Raw genomic sequence first — 17,667 nt, 5'->3', positions numbered from 1 at the left:
GCGCCCCCGAACGTCACACCCTGCACCATCCGGGCCGGATCCTGCCAGACGAGATGCCGCCGAGAGATCCGCTCGGTGAGCCGGACTAAGAGTGCCAAACCCCCCACAATCCGTCATTTGATCAACAACGGACTTTCATGCAGCATTTACGCAAAATGCCATAAATGTCTGCATAGTCAACCCCCTACTGCACATCACATCCGGATCGGGGATCGCCGCCATGTCGCATGCCACGGGAACCTCCGCGACCAGCCCCCACGTCGTTCCCTCTTACCGGGCCATACCCCGGCTGGTGAGGAACCCCGTCACCGAGCTGGCCCGAATGGGAACCGATGCCGCCGGAAGGGTCGTCCGGCTCGATCTCGGCCCTTTCCGCCCTTACCTGATTTCGCATCCTGACCACGTCCAGCAGGTACTCAAGACGGACTGGTCCAATTTCGTCCGCGAGGGTGTGTTCTGGCGGCCGCTGCAGCGGTTGATCGGTCAGAGCATCCTCGCCGAGGACGAGGGCTGGGCGTCGGCCAGGAAGATCCTCCAGCCGCTCTTCACCGCGCGCTACACGGCTTCGCTGGCCGAGGACATGGCCGACGTCATCGCCGAGCGCGTCGCCGAGCTCGACGACTTCTCGCGAACGGGCCGGCCGATCGACGTGGAACACGAGATGACCTCGATCGTCAACGAAGCCGTCATCAAGGTCCTGTTCGGCGGCCGGATCTCCCGCGACACCGCTGAACGGCTGGCGCCGGAGTTCGCCACGTGCGCCACCTCGATCGCCTTCCGCATGCTCTTCCCCGGCGCCCCGTACACGATCAAGGTGCCGGGCGACCGCGCCTTCCTGCGCTCCGCGAAGAAGATCGACGAGATCGTCTACCCCCTCATCGAGCAGGCGCAGCGCGAGAACAACGGCGGCAAGGAGGTCGTCTCGGCGCTGCTCACGGCCAGGCTCGAGAAGGAGGGCAGGGCCGACCTGCGACAGGTGCGCGACGACCTGGTGAGCATCTACGGCGCCGCCTCGGAGACCACGGCGATGTCGCTGATCTGGCTGTGGTCGGTGCTGCACGACCACCCGGAGGTCAACGCCCGGCTTCAGGAGGAAGTCGACCGCGTGGTGGGCGGCGGCCCGGTGCGGCCGTCGCACGTCGCCGAGATGCACTACCTCCGCATGGTGCTGCAGGAGCTCCTGCGCGTCTACCCGAACGCCTGGATCGTCCCGCGCCAGACGGTGGCGGACACGGAGATCGGCGGTGTCCCGATCAAGGCCGGCTCGCAGGTGCTGATCAGCCCGTACGCCACCCACCGGCTGGAGGAGTTCTGGCCCCGGCCGACGGAGTTCGACCCCGAGCGCTGGGCCGGCGAGAACACCGGCCGGCACCGCTACGCGTTCATCCCCTTCGGCGCGGGCCCGCACGTCTGCCTCGGCCAGCACCTGTTCTACGTCGAGGCCTCCCTGGTGATCGCCAACCTCTTGACCAGGTACCGGCCGGTGCAGACCAACCCGCAGAAGCTGACGCCCGTACCGGGCGGAGCCACCCTGCGGCCCAAGGAGAAGCTCTTCCTTCAGCTGCACCCGATCGAACGGAACCATGCGGCGTGAGCATCACCGAAGCCCCGGACATCACCGCCGAAGCCGACGAACTCGTCACGAGCCTCATGCTCAGGCCGTGGGGGCAGGTTTCGCCCTCGGTCTACGAGACCGGCCGGCTGGTCTCCCTCGCCCCGTGGCTGACCGGCCACCTGGAACGCATCGACTTCCTGATCCGCACGCAGCGGCAGGACGGCGCGTGGGGCGCGCCCGACGGGTACGGCGTGGTGCCGACCCTGAGCGCCATCGAGGGGATCCTCTCCGCGCTGACGCGCGAGGACCTGGACACGGATCGCGAGCGCCTCCGCGACGCGGCGGAGCGCGGCCTGCGGGTGCTCGCCACCTGGCTGGGCAACCCGCTCGAACTGCCCGACATGCCGGCGATCGAGCACATCATCCCCTCCCTTGTCGCGGGCATCAATCACCACCTGGAGGGCTTGCCGGACCAGGCGCCGGTCTCGTTGCCCGGAGCCATGACCTACGACAGCCTCCACCTTGTCAGGTCGTGGGTGAAGTCCGGCATGGAGGTGCCGGAGAAGCTGCTCCACGCCTTGGAGATCGCGGCAGAAGAGGCCGCGGGCGCACCCGGGATCCACCCCACGGCCATCGGCAGCGTCGGCGCCTCACCCGCGGCGACCGCCGCCTGGCTGGGGGTGCGCGGGGAGCTCGAGGTGCACGAGCAGGCTCGCGGGCATCTGGAGGCGGTGGTCCGGTTGTTCGGCGGTCCCGTGCCCGTCGGGCTGCCCATCACCGTGTTCGAGCGAGGCTGGGTGCTGAGCTGGCTGCTCCGGGCGGGCGTGCCCATCGAGGTGCCGCCGGAGATGGTCGCCGACCTCAGGGCGGCCATCGGTCCGGCCGGCACACCCGCGGGAGCCGGGCTGCCCGCCGACGCCGACACGACGTCCGTGGCGCTCTACGCCCTGGCGCTCCTCGGCGCGCCGTGCGAACCGGACAGCCTGTGGAGCTTCCGCACCGGCACCCACTTCTCCACCTGGCCCGGCGAACAGGGCGTCTCGGTCAGCGTCAACGCGCACGTGCTGGACGCCTTCGGCGGGTACGTCCGTCGCAAGCCCGCCGCCGCACCGCGCTACGAAGAGGCCATCACCGAACTGGCCGCCTGGATCCGGGAGCGTCAGTCACCGGACGGGAGCTGGACGGACCGGTGGCACGCGTCGCCGTACTACGCCACCGTCAGTTGCGCGCTGGCGCTCGACGCCTTCGGCGGAGAGGCCTCGCAGGAGGCGGTGCGCACGGCGGTCGAATGGGCGCTGGAGACCCAGCGGCCGGACGGCTCCTGGGGGCGCTGGGAGGGCACGGCCGAGGAGACCGCGTACGCGATGCAGATCCTGCTGCTGACCCGGGGGGCCACGGATCCGCGGCGCGTTCACGCGGCGGATCGGGGTCACACCTACCTCTCACGCACGACCGGCAGCGACCACCCGCCGCTCTGGCACGACAAGGACCTGTACGTCCCCCAGGCCGTGGCCCGCGCCGCGGTGATCGCGTCGTCGCACCTCATCCGGCAGACGCGGGCGCGGGCGGTCTAGATCCGATGAGCGTCCGCATCCTCGGCGAGATCCCGAACGGTGTACGCGTGCGTGTCCCTGGCCATGTACCAGCCCCCGCTGAAGGACACGCACCTGTGCTGCCCCTCCGCGACGCCCTCCAGACCGGCGGGCAACTCCTCGATCGCCGCCGAGAAGTCCGCGTTGAGTTCGACGATGTGCGCCGAGACCCGTTCCACCGCCGCCTCCGTGCTCATGCCGGCTCGCTCGAGAATGAGAACCGAGTTCGGCTTGCCCTCGCTCCTCTCCCGCTCGAACGTCCTGATGTCGTTGGCCAGCCTCAGGCACGACGCGCCGAGATCGGTGAGCCGCCCGATGGATCGCCAGTGGGCGGCGTCGGCGGGGACGGGACGGCAGATTCCCAGAGCCGCCAGCCACCACGTGTGATAGAGGAACGTGAGGCCGGCGTTGGCCATGTACTCCTCGTACGACGGCCAGGGCTCGCCGCCCGTGGCCCAGACGCGCTCGCGAGCCATGGCCGCGCCGGTGAGTTCGAGCTGTTCCATCAGGCTCGGCACGTACGCCTCGGCGCCGTCGTACGCACGGAAGCGGGCGCACCATGCCTGCCAGGCGTGGATGGCCTGCTCCATGGGCTCCGTCCCGGCGCCGGGCTCGATCGGCGCGCCGGACAGGACGGAGGACAGCCGCCGGAACAGGGCGACGATGTCACGGTCGGTCCAGTCTCCCGCGACGTTGTCGGCGATGTCGTCGACGCCGAACAGGATCGAGCTCAGAGCGCCGAGATCGGCGATCTGAGTCTCCGGCGCGCGAGGGAACGTGGCCGCGGCCGACAGGCAGCTGAAGGCCAGCCGGCTGGCCGTGCTGTCACCCTCCGCGAACAGCGCGGCATAGGGGCGCAGGAGCCGCTCCACCTCAGGGACGGCATCAAGTGCGAGTTTCAGGATGTGGCCGCGGTCCTGCTCCGGCACGCCGGCCAGTTGATGTGACTGTTCAAGAAGCTGGTCAGCGAGGTCATTACGGATGGTGAAATATGCGGAGGTAGAGTCGGCCACTTGGCGAGGATACCGATTTCTGACCCATTTCGGTACAAAATTGACTAATTTGGTCAAGCAGTCGGGCATCTGCGACTACCGTCGCTTGAGAGGCTCTTTAGCTGTGCGCTAGAGTCCCTTGATCAATACTATGTCCAGCTTCACTGCCGTCAGGTGACTGACGCACGAGATATGACATTCACAGGGTGGCTATAATGCGTTTCCGCAAGACGGGACTGCGGACCAAGATCACGGCCCTGCTGCTCTCCCTCGCGGCCTTGTGGGTCTTCGCTGCCTGGGTCACCCTCCGTGAGGGAGTCAACCTCCTGTGGGTCTCCCAACTGGACTCCGCCGTATCAAGCCCCAGCGACCCACTGCTCTTCGCGCTGCAGAAAGAGCGCAGGCTGTCGCTCGTGAGGCTGAGCGAGAAGACCGTCCAATCCCGCAAAGCGCTCGAAACCCAGCGGAAAGAGACCGACAGCTTTCTCGCCACTTTCCGTGATTCGGCGACCACCACCGTGGTCGGCTGGGCTTTGGACGACCAGGGTGACAAACGGCTCTCCGACATGCTCACGCGGCTGCAGTCGCTCCAGACGACCCGCCGCAGCATTGACGCGGGCCGGCTCAGCCAGGTCCAGGCGTCGAACGCCTACAACGACTCCATCGACCCCATCTACGCCCTCTACGGCTCGCTGGCGACGCTCGACGACAAGGACCTCGCCAAAGACGTCCGCTCCCTCCTCGCCCTGAGCCGCTCCAGGGAGCTCCTCACCAGGGAAGACGCGCTGCTCGCCGGCGCGCTCGCCAAAGGGCAGCCGGACCCCGCCACGCTGGCGGAGTTCGGTCAGGCCGTGGGCGCCTGGCGCAGCACCGCCGAACAGGCGGTGACCGACCTGCCCGACTTCGACAAGAGCGCCTACGACAAGCTGGCCAGAAGCCAGTCGGCCCTCCAGCTCCAGAGCCTGGAGAAGCGGGTCATGGAGCATGACCCCAACTCCATGGACCTGCCGTTCACCGGCGCCGAGTGGAAGTCGGCGACCGATCGTTTCCTGGCCGACTTCAACGCCATGGTGCTCGAAGCGGGCGACCGCGTGGTGGACCGGAGCGTGCCGGTCGCCGCCAACGTCATCACCCGGCTGGTCCTGGCCGGCGGCCTCGGCCTCGTGGCCGTCATCGCCTCGGTGATCCTGTCCGTCACCACGGCCCGTGACCTGCTGTCCCAGCTGCAGAAGCTGCGCGACGCGGCGCACGAACTGTCCGACGACCGGCTGCCCGGCATCGTCGCGCGCATCGGCCGCGGCGAAGAGGTGAACGTCTCCAAGGAGGCGCCCGCGCTGGACTTCGGTGACGACGAGATCGGCCAGGTGGGCCAGGCGTTCAACACCGTGCAGCGCACCGCGATCAGCGTCGCCGCCGAGCAGGCCGAGCTGCGCCGCAGCATCCGCGACATCCTGCTCAGCCTCGCGCGGAGGACGCAGGGCCTGGTGCACCGCCAGCTCACCGTCCTGGACGTGATGGAGCGCCGCGAGACCGACCCCGAGGAGCTGAAGGAGCTCTTCCGGCTCGACCACCTCGCCATCCGCATGCGCCGCAACGCCGAGAACCTCATCGTCCTGTCCGGCTCCTCCCCCGCCCGTACGTGGCGGCGCTCGGTTCCCATGGTCGACGTGGTCCGCGGCGCGCTGGCCGAGGTCGAGGACTACACGCGCGTCACGCTCCTGCCCATGGGCGACGTGGTGCTCGTCGGCCGGGCCGTCGGTGACGTCATCCACCTGCTCGCCGAGCTGATCGAGAACGCCGTGTCGTTCTCGCCGCCGTACACCAACGTGCAGGTCAGCGGCCAGCTCGTGGCCAACGGGTACGTGATCGAGATCGAGGACCGCGGCCTGGGCATGAAGGCCGAGGACCTGGAAGCGGCCAACGAGCGCATCTCGGAGCCGCCCGAGTTCCGCATCACGGGCACCGCCCGCCTGGGGCTCTACGTGGTCTCGCAGCTCGCCCAGCGGCACGAGATCCAGGTGGTGCTCAAGGCGTCCCCGTACGGTGGCACGACCGTCGTGGTGCTGCTGCCGCAGGAGCTCGTCCAGCTCGACCCCACGCCCGAGCCGCAGGACGGCGAGCGGCGGCGGGAGCGGCTGCCGCGCAGGCAGACGGCGGTGGCGACGGCGACGCGGCCGGCCACCGGGGAGAACGTGCGCACGCTCAAGCCCGCGCGCCCCACCGCGGTCCCCGCCCCCAGCCCGGACCCCACGCCCCCTCCGGCCTCCGCGCCGACGCCTGTCGCCAAGCCCCGGCCCCAGGCCCAGCCTCTGCCCCAGCGCCAGCCCATGCCCGCCCCAGAACCAGGAACAGAAAAGCCGGCCGAACCGGAGCAGCAGTCTGTGGCCGAGTTCACACCGTCGGGGCTGCCCTTGCGCGTGCCCCAGGCCAACCTGGCGCCAGCCCTGCGTGACGACACTCCCACGCAGCCCGATCCCGAGGAGGACGATGACGAGCGCTCGCCGGAGGAGATCCGCGCGATGATGGGATCCCTCCAGTCAGGCACCCGTCTTGGCCGGACCCAAGCCGCCAAGATGATGGATGAGCAGCAACCAGGAGGTGAGGCATGAGCCCCACATCCGGCACCGACCTCAATTGGCTGCTCGACGACCTCGTCGGCCGCGTCAAGGAGGCCGACCACGCCATCGTGTTGTCGTCCGACGGCCTGCTGATGGCTACCTCCGCGGAGTTGCAGCGGACCGACGGCGAGCACCTGTCCGCCGTCGCCTCCGGCCTGCAGAGCCTGGCCAAGGGCATCTCGGAGCACATCTCCGGCGGTTCGGTGCGGCAGACGGTCGTGGAGTGGAAGAACCAGTTCCTCATCGTGACCACGGCCGGCGAACGCGCCTGCCTCGCCGTCCTGTGCGCCCAGAACGCCGACATCGGGCTGGTGGCGTACGAGATGGCGATGCTGGTCGCCCGGGTCGGCCAATACCTCACCTCCGGCGCCCGCAACGCCGAGGCCATCGCCAGGAGCGACTGGTGAGAGGCGGGGACGAGCCCACGGACGAGCACTGGCTGGATCCGGAGATCATCCGGCCCTATGTCGTGACCCGTGGCCGTACCCAGCCTGCCCACGGCCGGTTCGACCTGATCTCCATGGCGCTGGCGGTCGGTCCGCCGCCGGGGCCCGACGCCGGGCTGGACCCCGAGCATCTGCGGATCCTCCAGCTCTGCCGCGAACCCAAGTCCGTGGCCGAGATAGCCGCGTACCTGGATCTGCCGGCCGGCACGATCCGGGTGCTGCTCGGCGATCTGTTCGACCGCGAACTCGTCTCTGCCCAGGAACCACGATCCGAGGTGGACATGCACGACATGAAGATGTACAGGGCGGTGCTCGATGGCCTTCGTTCGCTCTGAGCGTCCGCGCCTGCCCACGGCGATCAAGATCCTGGTCGCCGGCGGGTTCGGCGCGGGCAAGACGACGATGGTGGGCGCTGTCTCCGAGACCCGGCCGCTGCGCACGGAGGAGGTACTGACCGACCGCGGCATCGGCGTCGACGACCTCACCTCGGTGGAGGCCAAACGGACCACCACCGTGGCGATGGACTTCGGCCGGATCACCCTCGGCAACGACTACGTCCTGTACCTGTTCGGCACGCCTGGCCAGGAACGATTCTGGTTCGTGTGGGACGAACTGGCCGAAGGCTCCCTGGGCGCCGTCATCCTGGCCGACACACGACGCCTGGCGGACTGCTTTCCGTCGGTGGACTACTTCGAGCGGCGCGGTACGCCGTTCGTGGTGGCGGTCAACTGTTTCGAGGGGTCGCCTTCGTTCGAGCTGGACGAGGTACGCCTCGCCCTCCAGCTCAGCCCCTCGGTTCCGATCATCATGTGCGACGCCAGGAAACGCGAATCGAGCCGTGAGGTCCTGATCAGCCTCGTCAAACACTCGGCCCGCCTCCGCGCGGAACCGGTCGGCAGCTAAGGAGCCCAAAAGCGCGGTCGTACTTACAGGGGATCGAGGCTCCGCCCCGATCCCCGGAGCTCCCGCCCGTTGCCGGGTGGGCCGGCGGGAGGCCGCCCGAGCGGCTGTGTGTTCGTTCGGGGTTCGGGGCTTCGCCCACGGGCCCGGACGAGAGGGCTCTCCTGGACTTGCCTGACGATTTCCCCGGGCAAACCTCAAACACCCGGAGCCAGACGTCCTTGCGGATTCGAGGGACGGCCATCGGGAAACGCGATCTGGGCCGTCTGAACGGCACGGTCCAGGTCCCCTCCGAACGGCGACGATCTGGGGGCTGTACGGTCACTCGTCGTTCTGTCCGGCCGCGCCCAGATAGGTGAGTACGGCGCGGACCCGGCGGTTGGTGTCGTCGTCGGCGGCGAGGCCGAGTTTGGCGAAGATCGTGGTGGTGTACTTGCTGATGGCCCCCTCGCTGAGGAACAGCCGGCCGGCGATCGCCGTGTTCGACAGGCCCTCGGCCATCAGTTCGAGCACCGAGCGTTCGCGCTGGGTGAGTGTGGCGAGCGGGTCGGCTCGCCTGGGCCGGCCCAGGAGTTTCGCGACCACCACCGGGTCGAGTGCCGTTCCGCCGCCGGCGACGCGGGTCAGGACGTCCATGAACTGGTCGGCGTCCAGGACCCGGTCCTTGAGCTGGTAGCCGACGCCGCCGTGCCCGTCGGCGAGGAGTTCGCGCGCGTAGAGCTGTTCCACGTGTTGCGACAGGATGAGCACGGGCAGGCCCGGCACCTCCCGGCGGGCGGCGAGCGCGGCCTGGAGTCCTTCGTCGGAGAACGTCGGCGGCAGGCGCACGTCCACGATCGCCACATCCGGCCGGGTGGTGAGTAGCGCGTCAAGTGTGGCGGGGCCCGTGTCGACCGCCGCGGCCACCGAGTGCCCGTACGCCTGAAGCAGGCGGACCAGCCCGTCACGTAGCAGGAAGAGGTCTTCGGCTACGACAACACGCATGGCACCGCCACGGTGACGCGAGTGGGGCCTCCGGCCGGGCTGTCGATCTCCACGCGGCCGCCGAACGCCGCCATCCGGCGCTCGATCCCGCTCAGCCCGGAGCCCGCCGACGCGGCCGCTCCGCCGGTCCCGTCGTCGGTCACGGTCGTGGTGAGCGTCTGCGCCGCATAGCCGAGGTCGACCGTCACCCGCGTGGCATGGGCGTGCTTGGCCACGTTCGCCAGCAGTTCGGCGACGGCGAAGTAGACCGCCGACTCGACCGGGCGTTCTGGCCTGGAGGGCACCGTGCTGCGTACGGTGACCTCGACAGGCGCGTCGAGCGCCAGGGCCCGGACGGCGTCCACCAGGCCGCGCTCGGCGAGCACCGGCGGGTTGATGCCGCGGACCAGCGAGCGCAGCTCGGCGAGCGCGGCGATCGACGAGGCGCGGGCCTCGGCCAGGATCGCCTTCGCGGCGGCGGGGTCGGCGTCGACGAGGTGCTCGGCGGCCTGCATCGACATGCCCATGGTGACCAACCGGGCCTGGGCTCCGTCGTGCAGACCCCGTTCGATGCGTTCGAGTTCGGCCGACTGCGTCTGGGTCAGGTCCGCCCGGATGGCTTCCAGCTCCTCCACCCGCCGGCCGAGCCGCGAGCGCGCGATCGGGCCGAGGAGCCGGACGGCCAGGGGGCCTAGGATCTTCCACGCGAACGGGGCAGCGGCCAGGCCGGCGGCGATCGCGGCGAGGCCGTACCCGAGCAGGCCCGGCCGCTGCGTCAGGTACGCGCCGGCGGCCAGCCCGAGCAAGGGCAGGGCCGCGACCGGCAGCACGGTCACGCCGGCGACCAGGGACCACAGCCCGTCCCAGTGCAGTTGCGGATCATGGAATCGGGCGTTCATCCTGGCCCGGCGGCGGGCTTCCCGCTCGGATTTGTGATACTCCTCGCCGTCCCACCAGTAACCCGTGGCCATGCGGGTGACCGGGAGCGCCTTGCGATAGGTCACCTCGACCCGCAGCCCGAGCCAGCCTTCCGCGAGCCGGCGCGCGGCCTGGGCCAGCGTCCGGCTGGTCAGGGCGTGCGTGGTCCAGACGGCCACGGCGATCCACAGGATGACCATCAGCGTCTCTCCGATGGCCGCCAGCGCCCGGACGGCCAGGGGCGCGGTCAGGTTCGCCGACCAGGAGTAGGCCAGGCGGGAGCCGCCCAGCCCGACGAGCACGCCGATCACTGGGATCACGCAGGTGAGCCCGGTCAGTATCACCGACCGGTAGACCCCCAGCACGATCTCGGAGCACCAGCGCAGGGGGCCGCCTCCCGTAGGCGGTCTCATCCGGCCGGCCCTTTCTCCACGGCGACCATTGTGCCAGTTCGGCCCGGCCGGGCCCGGTGCGCCCTCATCGGCCATCGGCCTCTCCCCCACCGGTCCGCTGGGCGCGCCGCGCGCCCGCGACGGCGCTCGTCCACAACAGGGCGCCGATCACGACCAGGGTCAGCCCGTGGATGAGCAGGTCGGGCACCACCACGGACGCGGCGAGCACCACCAGCCCCGCGGCCACGAGGACCACGCCGCTGATCAGCCGGGCGCGGGGGCCGAGACGGCGCAACAGCAGGAGGAATATCATCTTTCCTTCTCCAATCTGCGGGCGATGCTGGATTCGCCCTGCTCAGAGAAGGTACGGTCGGGCACCCGGCGCCCGATATCCCGTTACGCCCCATGGGTGGTGGGCCTAGCCCCACTCCCCCGCGCGGGCGCTCAACCCCCCTGCGGGGACGACAGGCTCGCCTTGATGTGGGCCACGCGGCCGTGCTCGTCGAAGTCCACGACCGCCTCGAAGCCCGGCCCGCTGAGCCGTGCCTGGTCGCGGCCGAACTCCGCGCCCAGCCCGCGCTTGCCGGCGTAGCTGTGCAGGACGCGCCGGTGGTCGGTGAGCCGCAGGCCCGCGAGCGCCTGCTGGATGACGCGCATGACGCGGGCAGGCTCGGGCGGGGGCAGGTGGAAGTCGGGGTGTTCGACCAGGAACGCCGCCCGCGTGCCGCCTCCCGCGTCGCCGTTGTACGAGCTCCAGTGGCCGGTCACCGCCTTGGCCGCCTCCGTGAGGAGTCCGGCGGCGAGGTGCGGCTCCGTCGGCGCGCCGGGGAGTGCGCTGAACGGGACCTCCGCGGAGGCGAGTTCGGGGATGCCGTGCTGCCGGCCGAAGTCGCGCAGCCGGGCGGACGCGGCCACCACCGCGGGCGGGAAGCCTGACGGGTTCGCCCACGCCCACAACCACGAGCCCGGCCCGGGGGCGGCGCTGCCGAGCAGGTGGAAGCCGGTGCAGGTGAGCGTACGGCTTCCGGTGAACTCGAAGCGCTGCTGCTGCAGGTCGACGTGCCAGCTGTGTTCTGCGAGGAGCTCTTCGAGGTGGATCTGATGTTCGAGGGAGAGCAGGGCCGCGTCGTCAAGGAGATCGGTGAAGGTCAGGGTGTTTTGCACGCCCGGCAGACTAGAGGCTTCGCTGGGGTTGGATGTGGTTTTTAACGGATTGTCGATATGCGACCGGTTGTCAGATCATCTCGAAGGAGGCCCCGGCGGGGGTCACGCGTGCCGATGACGAGGAGCGGGATGGATCAGCAGGAGGAGCGAAAGGTCGTGGGGTCGGACGCGGATTCCGGGTCGAGCGTGGGTGAGACGGCGCTCGTCGTCCACGTGCCGGAGGCGGAACCGCTCGTGCGGCCGTGGCGGGAGCGGGAGATCGGCGTCAAGGCGCATGTCACCGTGCTGGTGCCATTCCTCCACATGACCCTGATCGACGAACGGGTGCGGGGCGAACTGCGCACGCTCTTCGCGGGGCATCCGGCCATCGACGTGCGCTTCCGCCGGATCGAGCGGTTTCCCGAGGTGGTCTATCTCGCGCCGGAGCCCGCGGACCCGTTCGTCCGGCTGACGGAGGCGGTGGTCGCGCGGTGGCCGGAGACGCCTCCCTACGGCGGGTTGCACGACGAGATCGTGCCGCACCTGACGGTCGGGCTCGAAGGTGTGGTGGACGAGGCGGTCGTGGCCGCGGAACTGCCGGTGGTGTCGCGGGTGACGGCCGTGTCGCTGCTGGTGTGCGAGGACGGCGACCAATGGACCCAGACGGACCTCTTCCCCCTCGCCTGACCACCGAACCGCCGGTCGGACCTGGCTGAGGCGCGTCAACTTCGATAGAGAGCGGCCAGGCGGGGCAACCGGCGGGCGATCTCGGCGCGGTCGTCGAAGTCGAACCCCCAGTCCGGATCCAGGTCGGGATAGCGGATGGTGAACGCGCCGGCGGGAAGCCGCTCGCCGGTCGCCGTCAGGTGCGCCCGCCAGGCGACGCCCAGCATCTCCTCGCAGTCCAGCTCCATCCGGTCGGCCGCCGCGGCGCGCACGACCGGCGACTCCGCGAGGGTGTCGGGGTCGGCCACGACGCGCTCGAACGCCTCGCGTCCCTGGGCGATGAGCCAGCCACGGAAGTAGTCGAAGGCGTCGTCGGAGCAGCCACCGTTGATCACGTAGGCGGCGGCCCAGAGAGGGGCGCGGTAGGAGGCGGCCATGAGGTCCCAGAAGACCTGCTGAGCCGCGACGATCTCCTCGGGCGGGCGGGCCGCCAGCAGGGCGGTGGCCCGGGCGGCGACCGTCTGATCGTCGCCGCGGGCGTCCTCGATGAGCTGCCAGAACCGTGCGCTGTCCATGGTGGAAGAGCCTGCCAGTCGGGTCCGACAGAACTCACGCGCGCACGTCCAGGTACGCCTCCAGCGCCGCGGCCCCCCGCAGCATCGCCCGGCCGCGGGCCGACAGCCGGGCCTGCCAGTCGTTCATGGCGCTCTCCAGGGGTGCCAGCCCGCCCGCGGCGCGGACCTGCGCGATCAGCGGGGCGATCTGTTCCAGCAGGTAGCCGCCCCGTCTGAGCTGGTGGGCGAGCTGCGCGTCCCGTACGTCGGCGGCGGTGTAGACGCGGTAGCCGGTCTTGGGGTCGCGCTGAGGCTGGATCAGCCCGGCCCGTTCCCACTTGCGCAGGGTGGCGGGGCGGATGCCGAGCCGCCTGGCCAGGGGGCCGATGAACGTGCCGGCGGGGCCCGGGGGCTCCGGTGGAGCCAGGGCCTCCAGGGCCTGTTCGACGGCCTGGAGGGTGCGGCGGTCGTCGAGGAGCTGGGCATGGCTCTCGTCGATCAGCTTCAGCGCCTGCTCGGTCGCGTCCCGGTTCACGGCGCGCATGATCGACGTGGCCGTCTGGTGTCCGTGGGCGGGCGCCAGGGCGGTGAACGCGCGCAGGGCCTCGGCATGGAGGTGCGTGTACGTACGGTAACCGTGCTCGGTGCGGCCGGCGGGCGGCAGGATTCCGGCCTCCTCGTAGTTGCGGACCGCCTGCGTGGACAGGCCGTGTTCGCGCGCCAGGTCCACCGGCCGGAGTCGCCGACTTGGCATGCCTACCTCACCGTGTTGAAGGTTGAGCTGCGACGGTGGGCCGTACAGCACGAAGAAGTCTCAACAAGAAGTTCAAGGATATCGTTGAAGGCATGCCAACAGTGCCGGCGAAGAGAACAGGAACGGTCATGGCCGCTGATCCGTCCATCCGCGACGCCGCCCGGGACCTCGACCGTGAGGGCGCCGCCGCCGTCACCGACCTCCTCCGCTCGTTGCCCGCCCGGCCCCGCCTGCTCGGGCTGGGCGAGCCCACGCACGGCGAGGAGGCGCTGCCGGAGCTGCGCGACGAGATCTTCCGCGAGCTGGTCGAGCACGAGGGCTACCGGTCCATCGCCATCGAGAGTGACGCCCTGGCGGGACTGGTCGTGGACGAGTACGTCACGACGGGCGCGGGGTCGCTGGATGAGGTCATGCGGACCGGGTTCAGCCATGGGGTCCAGGAACTGGAGGCGAACCGCGAGCTCGTACGGTGGATGCGCGCGTACAACCAGGACCGTCCCGAACCCGAGCGGCTGCGGTTCTTCGGCTTCGACGCCCCGCTGGAGATGATGAGCGCCGCCAGCCCCCGCCGCGCCCTCACCGCGCTCCACGACTACCTGCGCGGCCGGCCGCTCCCCTGCACCATCGACACCATCGACCGCCTCATCGGGGACGACGACCGGTGGACCGACACCGCCGCCGCCATGGACCCGTCCCGGTCCGTGGGCCGCCTCCCCGAGGTCGCCGAGCTGCGCCTGCTCGCCGACGATCTCGTGGCGCTGCTCACCGCGTACTCGCCGCACCTGATCGCCACGACCTCGCGGGAGGAGTGGTGGCGGGCCTGCCTGTACGGGCGCACGGCCATGGGCCTGCTCCGCTACCACGCGGGCATGGCCGACCAGTCCCCCGACCGGGTGTGGCGGCTGATGGCGCTGCGCGACGCGATGATGGCCGACAACCTGCACGCCATCGCCCAGCACGCCGCCCCCACGCTCGTCTTCGCCCACAACCGCCACCTGCAGCGGGAGAAGAGCACGTGGCAACTGGCCGACATGGCGCTGGAGTGGTGGAGCGCGGGCGCGATCGTCGGCTCCCAGCTCGGCGACGGGTACGCCGTCCTCGCCCTGGCCCTCGGCTCCGCCCCGCACCACGAGATCGGCACCCCCGCCCCGGACACCGTGGAGGGCGTCCTGTCCACGCTGCCCGGCAACCGCTACCTCATCGACCCACACGCCCTGGCCGCGCGCGGCGCCAAGCTGGTGCCGCGCACGGACACGACGGCCAGGTACGGCTACTTCCCCCTGGACCCGGACCATCTCGGCGAGACCGACGGGATCATCTTCATCAAGAACATCCCGGCACGCGATTAGGGGTTCAGGAGCGGTGCGGTCGCGAGCCAGCCCTCGCGGGCGCTGCGGTAGCGCGGGGTCCAGGACGCCGTGGTGCGGAAGCGGGTGTTGCTGACGCGGAGGGAGCGCGTCAGGGAGGTCAGGCGGTGGCCGAAGAGGTGGGCGGCGCGGCCGGGGAGGGTCAGCCACGCGGCCGCGCCGGCGGCGCGGGCCAGGGCGAACAGTTGCTCGCTGTGGGCGGCGCCCGGGCCGTAGAACCAGCCGAAGCGCAGGACGACGCCCGTCCCGCCGGTTCGCGTGAAGCGGTGGGCGGCGGTCTCGGCGGCGAAGTTGCCGCGGGTCAGCGGGTAGTGGTCCACCGGCGCGTCCTCGGTGATCCAGCGGGCGCCCTGGTCGCGGTAGAGCATGCTGACCGACTCCTGCACCATCCGGCCGACTCCGGCGGTGCGGGCGGCGTCGGCGAGGGCGGCCGAGCCCTCGGTGCGGACGTGGTGGGTGGCGGCCATCGCCTTGGTGCTCATGAAACGGCTCATCGGGGGCATCGAGGAGGCCAGGTTCACCACCGCGTCGTGGCCGGGCAGCACCTGCGCGAGCGCCTCCCGGTCGAACAGGGACACCCTCACCGGCCTGGCGCCCTGGGTGGCGAGGGTGGCGGCCTTGTCCGGCGTGCGGGCCAGGGCGGTCACCTCGTGTCCTGCTTTCAGCAGCGCCGGGATCGTGTGACCACCGATCGCGCCCGTGCCGCCTGCGACGAAGACTCGCATGATTTCCACCGTATCGGACGAACTGAGAGGGCCCGGCCGATGATCCGGCCGGGCCCTCATGGGGCAGGCGCCCTGGGGGCAGGGGCGGGCGCCTTCGGGGTACGCGGTACGTCGGGGAACGTGCCGGTCAGTGCTCCGTGGCCTTCTCCGCCCCGACACCGGTGAGCGAGCGAACCTCGATCTCGGCGTACTTGGCGGCGTTGAACTCCTTGCTGAGAATCGTGCCGAGCCATCCGCAGATGAAGCCCAGCGGGATCGAGACGATGCCGGGGTTGCTCAGCGGGAACCAGGAGAAGTCGGCCGTCTTGAACAGCGCTGTCGGCCCGCCGGACACCACCGGTGAGAAGATCACCAGCACCAGGGCGGAGACCAGGCCGCCGTAGATGGCCGCGACCGCCCCGGCCGTGTTGAACCGCTTCCAGAACAGGCTGAAGAGGATCGCCGGCAGGTTCCCGGAGGCCGCGACCGCGAACGCCAGCGCCACCAGGAACGCCACGTTCTGGCCTTGGGCGAGGATGCCGAGGCCGATCGCGACGGCGCCGATGACCAGCGCGGAGACGCGGGCCACCACGACCTCCTGGCGCTCGGTGGCCTGGCCGCGCTTGAAGACGTGCGCGTACAGGTCGTGGGAGAAGCTGGAGGAGGAGGCCAGCGTCAGGCCGGCGACCACGGCCAGGATCGTGGCGAAGGCCACGGCCCCGATGAACGCCAGCAGGATCGTGCCTCCGCCCGCGCCGAAGATCTCCTCACCGATCCGCTGCGCCAGCATGGGGGCGGCGGTGTTGCCCGCCGCGTCTCCGGCGACGATCGCCTCCTTGCCCACCACGGCCGCCGCGCCGAAGCCGAGGACCAGGGTCAGGAGGTAGAAGACGCCGATGATGCCGATGCCCCACAGGACCGACTTGCGGGCGTCCTTGGCGGTGGGGACGGTGTAGAAGCGGATGAGGATGTGCGGCAGGCCCGCCGTGCCCAGCACCAGGGCCAGGCCCAGGCTGATGAGGTCGATCTTGCCGGCCAGGCCCTGCGCGTCGGTGCCGTACTTCTGGCCGGGGATCAGGAAGTTGCCGGGGTTGGCCTTGGGACCGCTGGTGGTGGCGGCCTGGGTGAGCAGGGCGGACAGGTTGAAGCCGAACTTGCCCAGCACCAGCAGCGTCACCAGCGCGGCGCCGCTCATCAGCAGCACGGCCTTGACGATCTGCACCCAGGTGGTGCCCTTCATGCCGCCGAACACCACGTAGACGATCATCAGCGCGCCCACGCCGACGATGGTCCACGCCTTGCCGGCCGGGCTGTGGATGCCGAGCAGCAGGCCGACCAGCGCGCCCGCGCCGACCATCTGCGCCAGCAGGTAGAAGATGCTCACCACGATCGTGGACACGCCCGCCGCCGTGCGCACGGGGCGGGGGCTCATCCTGAACGCCAGGACGTCGGCCATGGTGAACTTGCCGGAGTTCCGCATCAGCTCGGCCACCAGCAGCAACGCCACCAGCCAGGCGACCAGGAACCCGATGGAGTACAGGAACCCGTCGTAGCCGGACAGCGCGATGATGCCGGCGATGCCGAGGAAGGACGCGGCCGACATGTAGTCGCCGCCGATCGCCAGGCCGTTCTGCACGCCGCTGAACGAGCGGCCGCCCGCGTAGTAGTCGGCGGCCGTCTTGGTCTGGCGGCTCGCCCAGAACGTGATCGCCAGGGTGGCGGCCACGAAGGTGAGGAAGAGGATCATCCCCAGGGTCGTCGAGGTCACTGGGTCTTCTCCTCCACCTGGTGGCGCAGCTTGTCGGCGATCGGGTCGAGCTTCTTCTCTGCGTGCCGCGAGTAGGCCCACGCGATGAGGAAGGTCGAGACGAACTGCAGCAATCCGAAGACCAGCCCGACGTTGATGTCGCCGAGCAGCTTGATCCCCATGAACCCGCGCGCCCATCCGGACAGCACCACATAGAGCAGGTACCACACGAGGAACGCCACGGTCATGGGGAACGTCCAGCGGCGGAAGCGCCGCTTCAACTCCTGGAACTCACTGCTCTCCTGCACTTGTTCATAGACCGATGCGTCATGTTCTTGTGTCGTCACGAGTCCTCC

Annotated in this window: 18 protein-coding genes; 8 read left to right on the top strand and 10 right to left on the bottom strand. The window is 70.2% G+C overall.

Features of this window, described 5'->3' with window-relative positions; translation table 11 throughout:
- Positions 1-292: 292 nt before the first annotated feature.
- A complete protein-coding gene (locus ACFPZ3_RS36705) occupies positions 293-1,594 on the top strand; it encodes a cytochrome P450 (RefSeq protein ID WP_379518922.1) in 1,302 nt (433 codons plus the stop codon).
- Positions 1,591-3,129, top strand: coding sequence for a prenyltransferase/squalene oxidase repeat-containing protein (locus ACFPZ3_RS36700; protein ID WP_379518921.1), 1,539 nt, complete (start codon positions 1,591-1,593; stop codon positions 3,127-3,129). Before ACFPZ3_RS36705 ends, ACFPZ3_RS36700 begins: the two co-directional genes overlap by 4 nt.
- On the opposite strand, the gene ACFPZ3_RS36695 is transcribed toward ACFPZ3_RS36700, so the two are convergent.
- Entirely contained in the window at positions 3,126-4,160 is a 1,035-nt protein-coding gene (locus ACFPZ3_RS36695) for a terpene synthase family protein (RefSeq protein ID WP_379518920.1), read from the bottom strand. The two genes, ACFPZ3_RS36700 and ACFPZ3_RS36695, sit on opposite strands and share 4 nt — an antisense overlap.
- Positions 4,161-4,354: 194 nt before the next feature.
- Between ACFPZ3_RS36695 and ACFPZ3_RS36690 the strand changes: the two genes are divergently transcribed.
- The 4 genes from ACFPZ3_RS36690 to ACFPZ3_RS36675 are packed head-to-tail and all read left to right on the top strand — an operon-like array spanning position 4,355 to position 8,106.
- Complete coding sequence (locus ACFPZ3_RS36690; protein WP_379518919.1) at positions 4,355-6,748, top strand: sensor histidine kinase; 2,394 nt, start codon at positions 4,355-4,357, stop codon at positions 6,746-6,748.
- Complete coding sequence (locus ACFPZ3_RS36685; RefSeq protein WP_379518918.1) at positions 6,745-7,164, top strand: roadblock/LC7 domain-containing protein; 420 nt, start codon at positions 6,745-6,747, stop codon at positions 7,162-7,164. Before ACFPZ3_RS36690 ends, ACFPZ3_RS36685 begins: the two co-directional genes overlap by 4 nt.
- The gene (locus ACFPZ3_RS36680; RefSeq protein WP_379518917.1) at positions 7,161-7,538 is read left to right on the top strand and encodes a DUF742 domain-containing protein; all 378 of its coding nucleotides are present in this window, start codon (positions 7,161-7,163) and stop codon (positions 7,536-7,538) included. The genes ACFPZ3_RS36685 and ACFPZ3_RS36680 overlap by 4 nt, the downstream gene beginning before the upstream one ends.
- The gene (locus tag ACFPZ3_RS36675; protein ID WP_379518916.1) at positions 7,519-8,106 is read left to right on the top strand and encodes a GTP-binding protein; all 588 of its coding nucleotides are present in this window, start codon (positions 7,519-7,521) and stop codon (positions 8,104-8,106) included. The genes ACFPZ3_RS36680 and ACFPZ3_RS36675 overlap by 20 nt, the downstream gene beginning before the upstream one ends.
- 318 nt (positions 8,107-8,424) lie before the next feature.
- Here ACFPZ3_RS36675 and ACFPZ3_RS36670 read toward each other — a convergent pair whose 3' ends face one another.
- From ACFPZ3_RS36670 to ACFPZ3_RS36655, 4 genes are all read right to left on the bottom strand, one after another.
- A complete protein-coding gene (locus ACFPZ3_RS36670; RefSeq protein WP_379518915.1) occupies positions 8,425-9,087 on the bottom strand; it encodes a response regulator transcription factor in 663 nt (220 codons plus the stop codon).
- Positions 9,072-10,397: a sensor histidine kinase gene (locus tag ACFPZ3_RS36665; protein ID WP_379518914.1), complete on the bottom strand. Its 1,326-nt coding sequence runs from the start codon at positions 10,395-10,397 to the stop codon at positions 9,072-9,074. The genes ACFPZ3_RS36670 and ACFPZ3_RS36665 overlap by 16 nt, the downstream gene beginning before the upstream one ends.
- Before the next feature lie 64 nt (positions 10,398-10,461).
- Positions 10,462-10,689 carry a hypothetical protein gene (locus ACFPZ3_RS36660; protein ID WP_379518913.1) on the bottom strand — a complete coding sequence of 76 codons (228 nt, stop codon included), beginning with the start codon at positions 10,687-10,689 and terminating at the stop codon, positions 10,462-10,464.
- Between the two features lie 131 nt (positions 10,690-10,820).
- On the bottom strand, positions 10,821-11,540 hold the full coding sequence (locus tag ACFPZ3_RS36655) for a DUF6882 domain-containing protein (RefSeq protein WP_379518912.1): 720 nt from the start codon (positions 11,538-11,540) through the stop codon (positions 10,821-10,823).
- Between the two features lie 129 nt (positions 11,541-11,669).
- Between ACFPZ3_RS36655 and ACFPZ3_RS36650 the strand changes: the two genes are divergently transcribed.
- The gene (locus tag ACFPZ3_RS36650) at positions 11,670-12,206 is read left to right on the top strand and encodes a 2'-5' RNA ligase family protein (RefSeq protein ID WP_379518911.1); all 537 of its coding nucleotides are present in this window, start codon (positions 11,670-11,672) and stop codon (positions 12,204-12,206) included.
- A 35-nt stretch (positions 12,207-12,241) separates the two neighbouring features.
- On the opposite strand, the gene ACFPZ3_RS36645 is transcribed toward ACFPZ3_RS36650, so the two are convergent.
- Complete coding sequence (locus ACFPZ3_RS36645; protein WP_379518910.1) at positions 12,242-12,760, bottom strand: DUF4240 domain-containing protein; 519 nt, start codon at positions 12,758-12,760, stop codon at positions 12,242-12,244.
- Between the two features lie 34 nt (positions 12,761-12,794).
- Positions 12,795-13,493 (bottom strand): TioE family transcriptional regulator, encoded by a 699-nt coding sequence (locus ACFPZ3_RS36640; RefSeq protein ID WP_379518909.1) that lies wholly within the window; start codon positions 13,491-13,493, stop codon positions 12,795-12,797.
- A gap of 128 nt (positions 13,494-13,621) precedes the next feature.
- Here ACFPZ3_RS36640 and ACFPZ3_RS36635 point away from each other — a divergent pair, with 128 nt between their 5' ends.
- Positions 13,622-14,842 carry an erythromycin esterase family protein gene (locus ACFPZ3_RS36635; protein WP_379518908.1) on the top strand — a complete coding sequence of 407 codons (1,221 nt, stop codon included), beginning with the start codon at positions 13,622-13,624 and terminating at the stop codon, positions 14,840-14,842.
- On the opposite strand, the gene ACFPZ3_RS36630 is transcribed toward ACFPZ3_RS36635, so the two are convergent.
- The 3 genes from ACFPZ3_RS36630 to ACFPZ3_RS36620 form a co-directional block, all read right to left on the bottom strand.
- Positions 14,839-15,585, bottom strand: coding sequence for an NAD-dependent epimerase/dehydratase family protein (locus ACFPZ3_RS36630; RefSeq protein WP_379518907.1), 747 nt, complete (start codon positions 15,583-15,585; stop codon positions 14,839-14,841). The genes ACFPZ3_RS36635 and ACFPZ3_RS36630 overlap by 4 nt on opposite strands.
- A gap of 127 nt (positions 15,586-15,712) precedes the next feature.
- Positions 15,713-17,311, bottom strand: a complete 1,599-nt coding sequence (locus ACFPZ3_RS36625) for a solute symporter family protein (protein WP_379519028.1) — start codon at positions 17,309-17,311, stop codon at positions 15,713-15,715.
- A 17-nt stretch (positions 17,312-17,328) separates the two neighbouring features.
- A complete protein-coding gene (locus tag ACFPZ3_RS36620) occupies positions 17,329-17,658 on the bottom strand; it encodes a DUF485 domain-containing protein (RefSeq protein ID WP_379518906.1) in 330 nt (109 codons plus the stop codon).
- Between the last annotated feature and the right edge of the window lie 9 nt (positions 17,659-17,667).

This window comes from Nonomuraea insulae (assembly GCF_042656245.1).
Note: the sequence above shows the minus strand (reverse complement) of the source record. Positions and strands in the feature narration are given on the sequence as shown.

What these genes read in the sequence shown, in the direction of transcription:
- ACFPZ3_RS36690 (WP_379518919.1), top strand. Translation starts at nt 4,355, where the DNA reads ATGCGTTTCCGCAAGACGGGACTGCGGACCAAGATCACGGCCCTGCTG.
- ACFPZ3_RS36685 (WP_379518918.1), top strand. Translation starts at nt 6,745, where the DNA reads ATGAGCCCCACATCCGGCACCGACCTCAATTGGCTGCTCGACGACCTC.
- ACFPZ3_RS36675 (WP_379518916.1), top strand. Translation starts at nt 7,519, where the DNA reads ATGGCCTTCGTTCGCTCTGAGCGTCCGCGCCTGCCCACGGCGATCAAG.
- ACFPZ3_RS36670 (WP_379518915.1), bottom strand. Translation starts at nt 9,087, where the DNA reads ATGCGTGTTGTCGTAGCCGAAGACCTCTTCCTGCTACGTGACGGGCTG.
- ACFPZ3_RS36665 (WP_379518914.1), bottom strand. Translation starts at nt 10,397, where the DNA reads ATGAGACCGCCTACGGGAGGCGGCCCCCTGCGCTGGTGCTCCGAGATC.
- ACFPZ3_RS36660 (WP_379518913.1), bottom strand. Translation starts at nt 10,689, where the DNA reads ATGATATTCCTCCTGCTGTTGCGCCGTCTCGGCCCCCGCGCCCGGCTG.
- ACFPZ3_RS36650 (WP_379518911.1), top strand. Translation starts at nt 11,670, where the DNA reads ATGGATCAGCAGGAGGAGCGAAAGGTCGTGGGGTCGGACGCGGATTCC.
- ACFPZ3_RS36645 (WP_379518910.1), bottom strand. Translation starts at nt 12,760, where the DNA reads ATGGACAGCGCACGGTTCTGGCAGCTCATCGAGGACGCCCGCGGCGAC.
- ACFPZ3_RS36640 (WP_379518909.1), bottom strand. Translation starts at nt 13,493, where the DNA reads ATGCCAAGTCGGCGACTCCGGCCGGTGGACCTGGCGCGCGAACACGGC.
- ACFPZ3_RS36635 (WP_379518908.1), top strand. Translation starts at nt 13,622, where the DNA reads ATGGCCGCTGATCCGTCCATCCGCGACGCCGCCCGGGACCTCGACCGT.
- ACFPZ3_RS36630 (WP_379518907.1), bottom strand. Translation starts at nt 15,585, where the DNA reads ATGCGAGTCTTCGTCGCAGGCGGCACGGGCGCGATCGGTGGTCACACG.
- ACFPZ3_RS36625 (WP_379519028.1), bottom strand. Translation starts at nt 17,311, where the DNA reads ATGATCCTCTTCCTCACCTTCGTGGCCGCCACCCTGGCGATCACGTTC.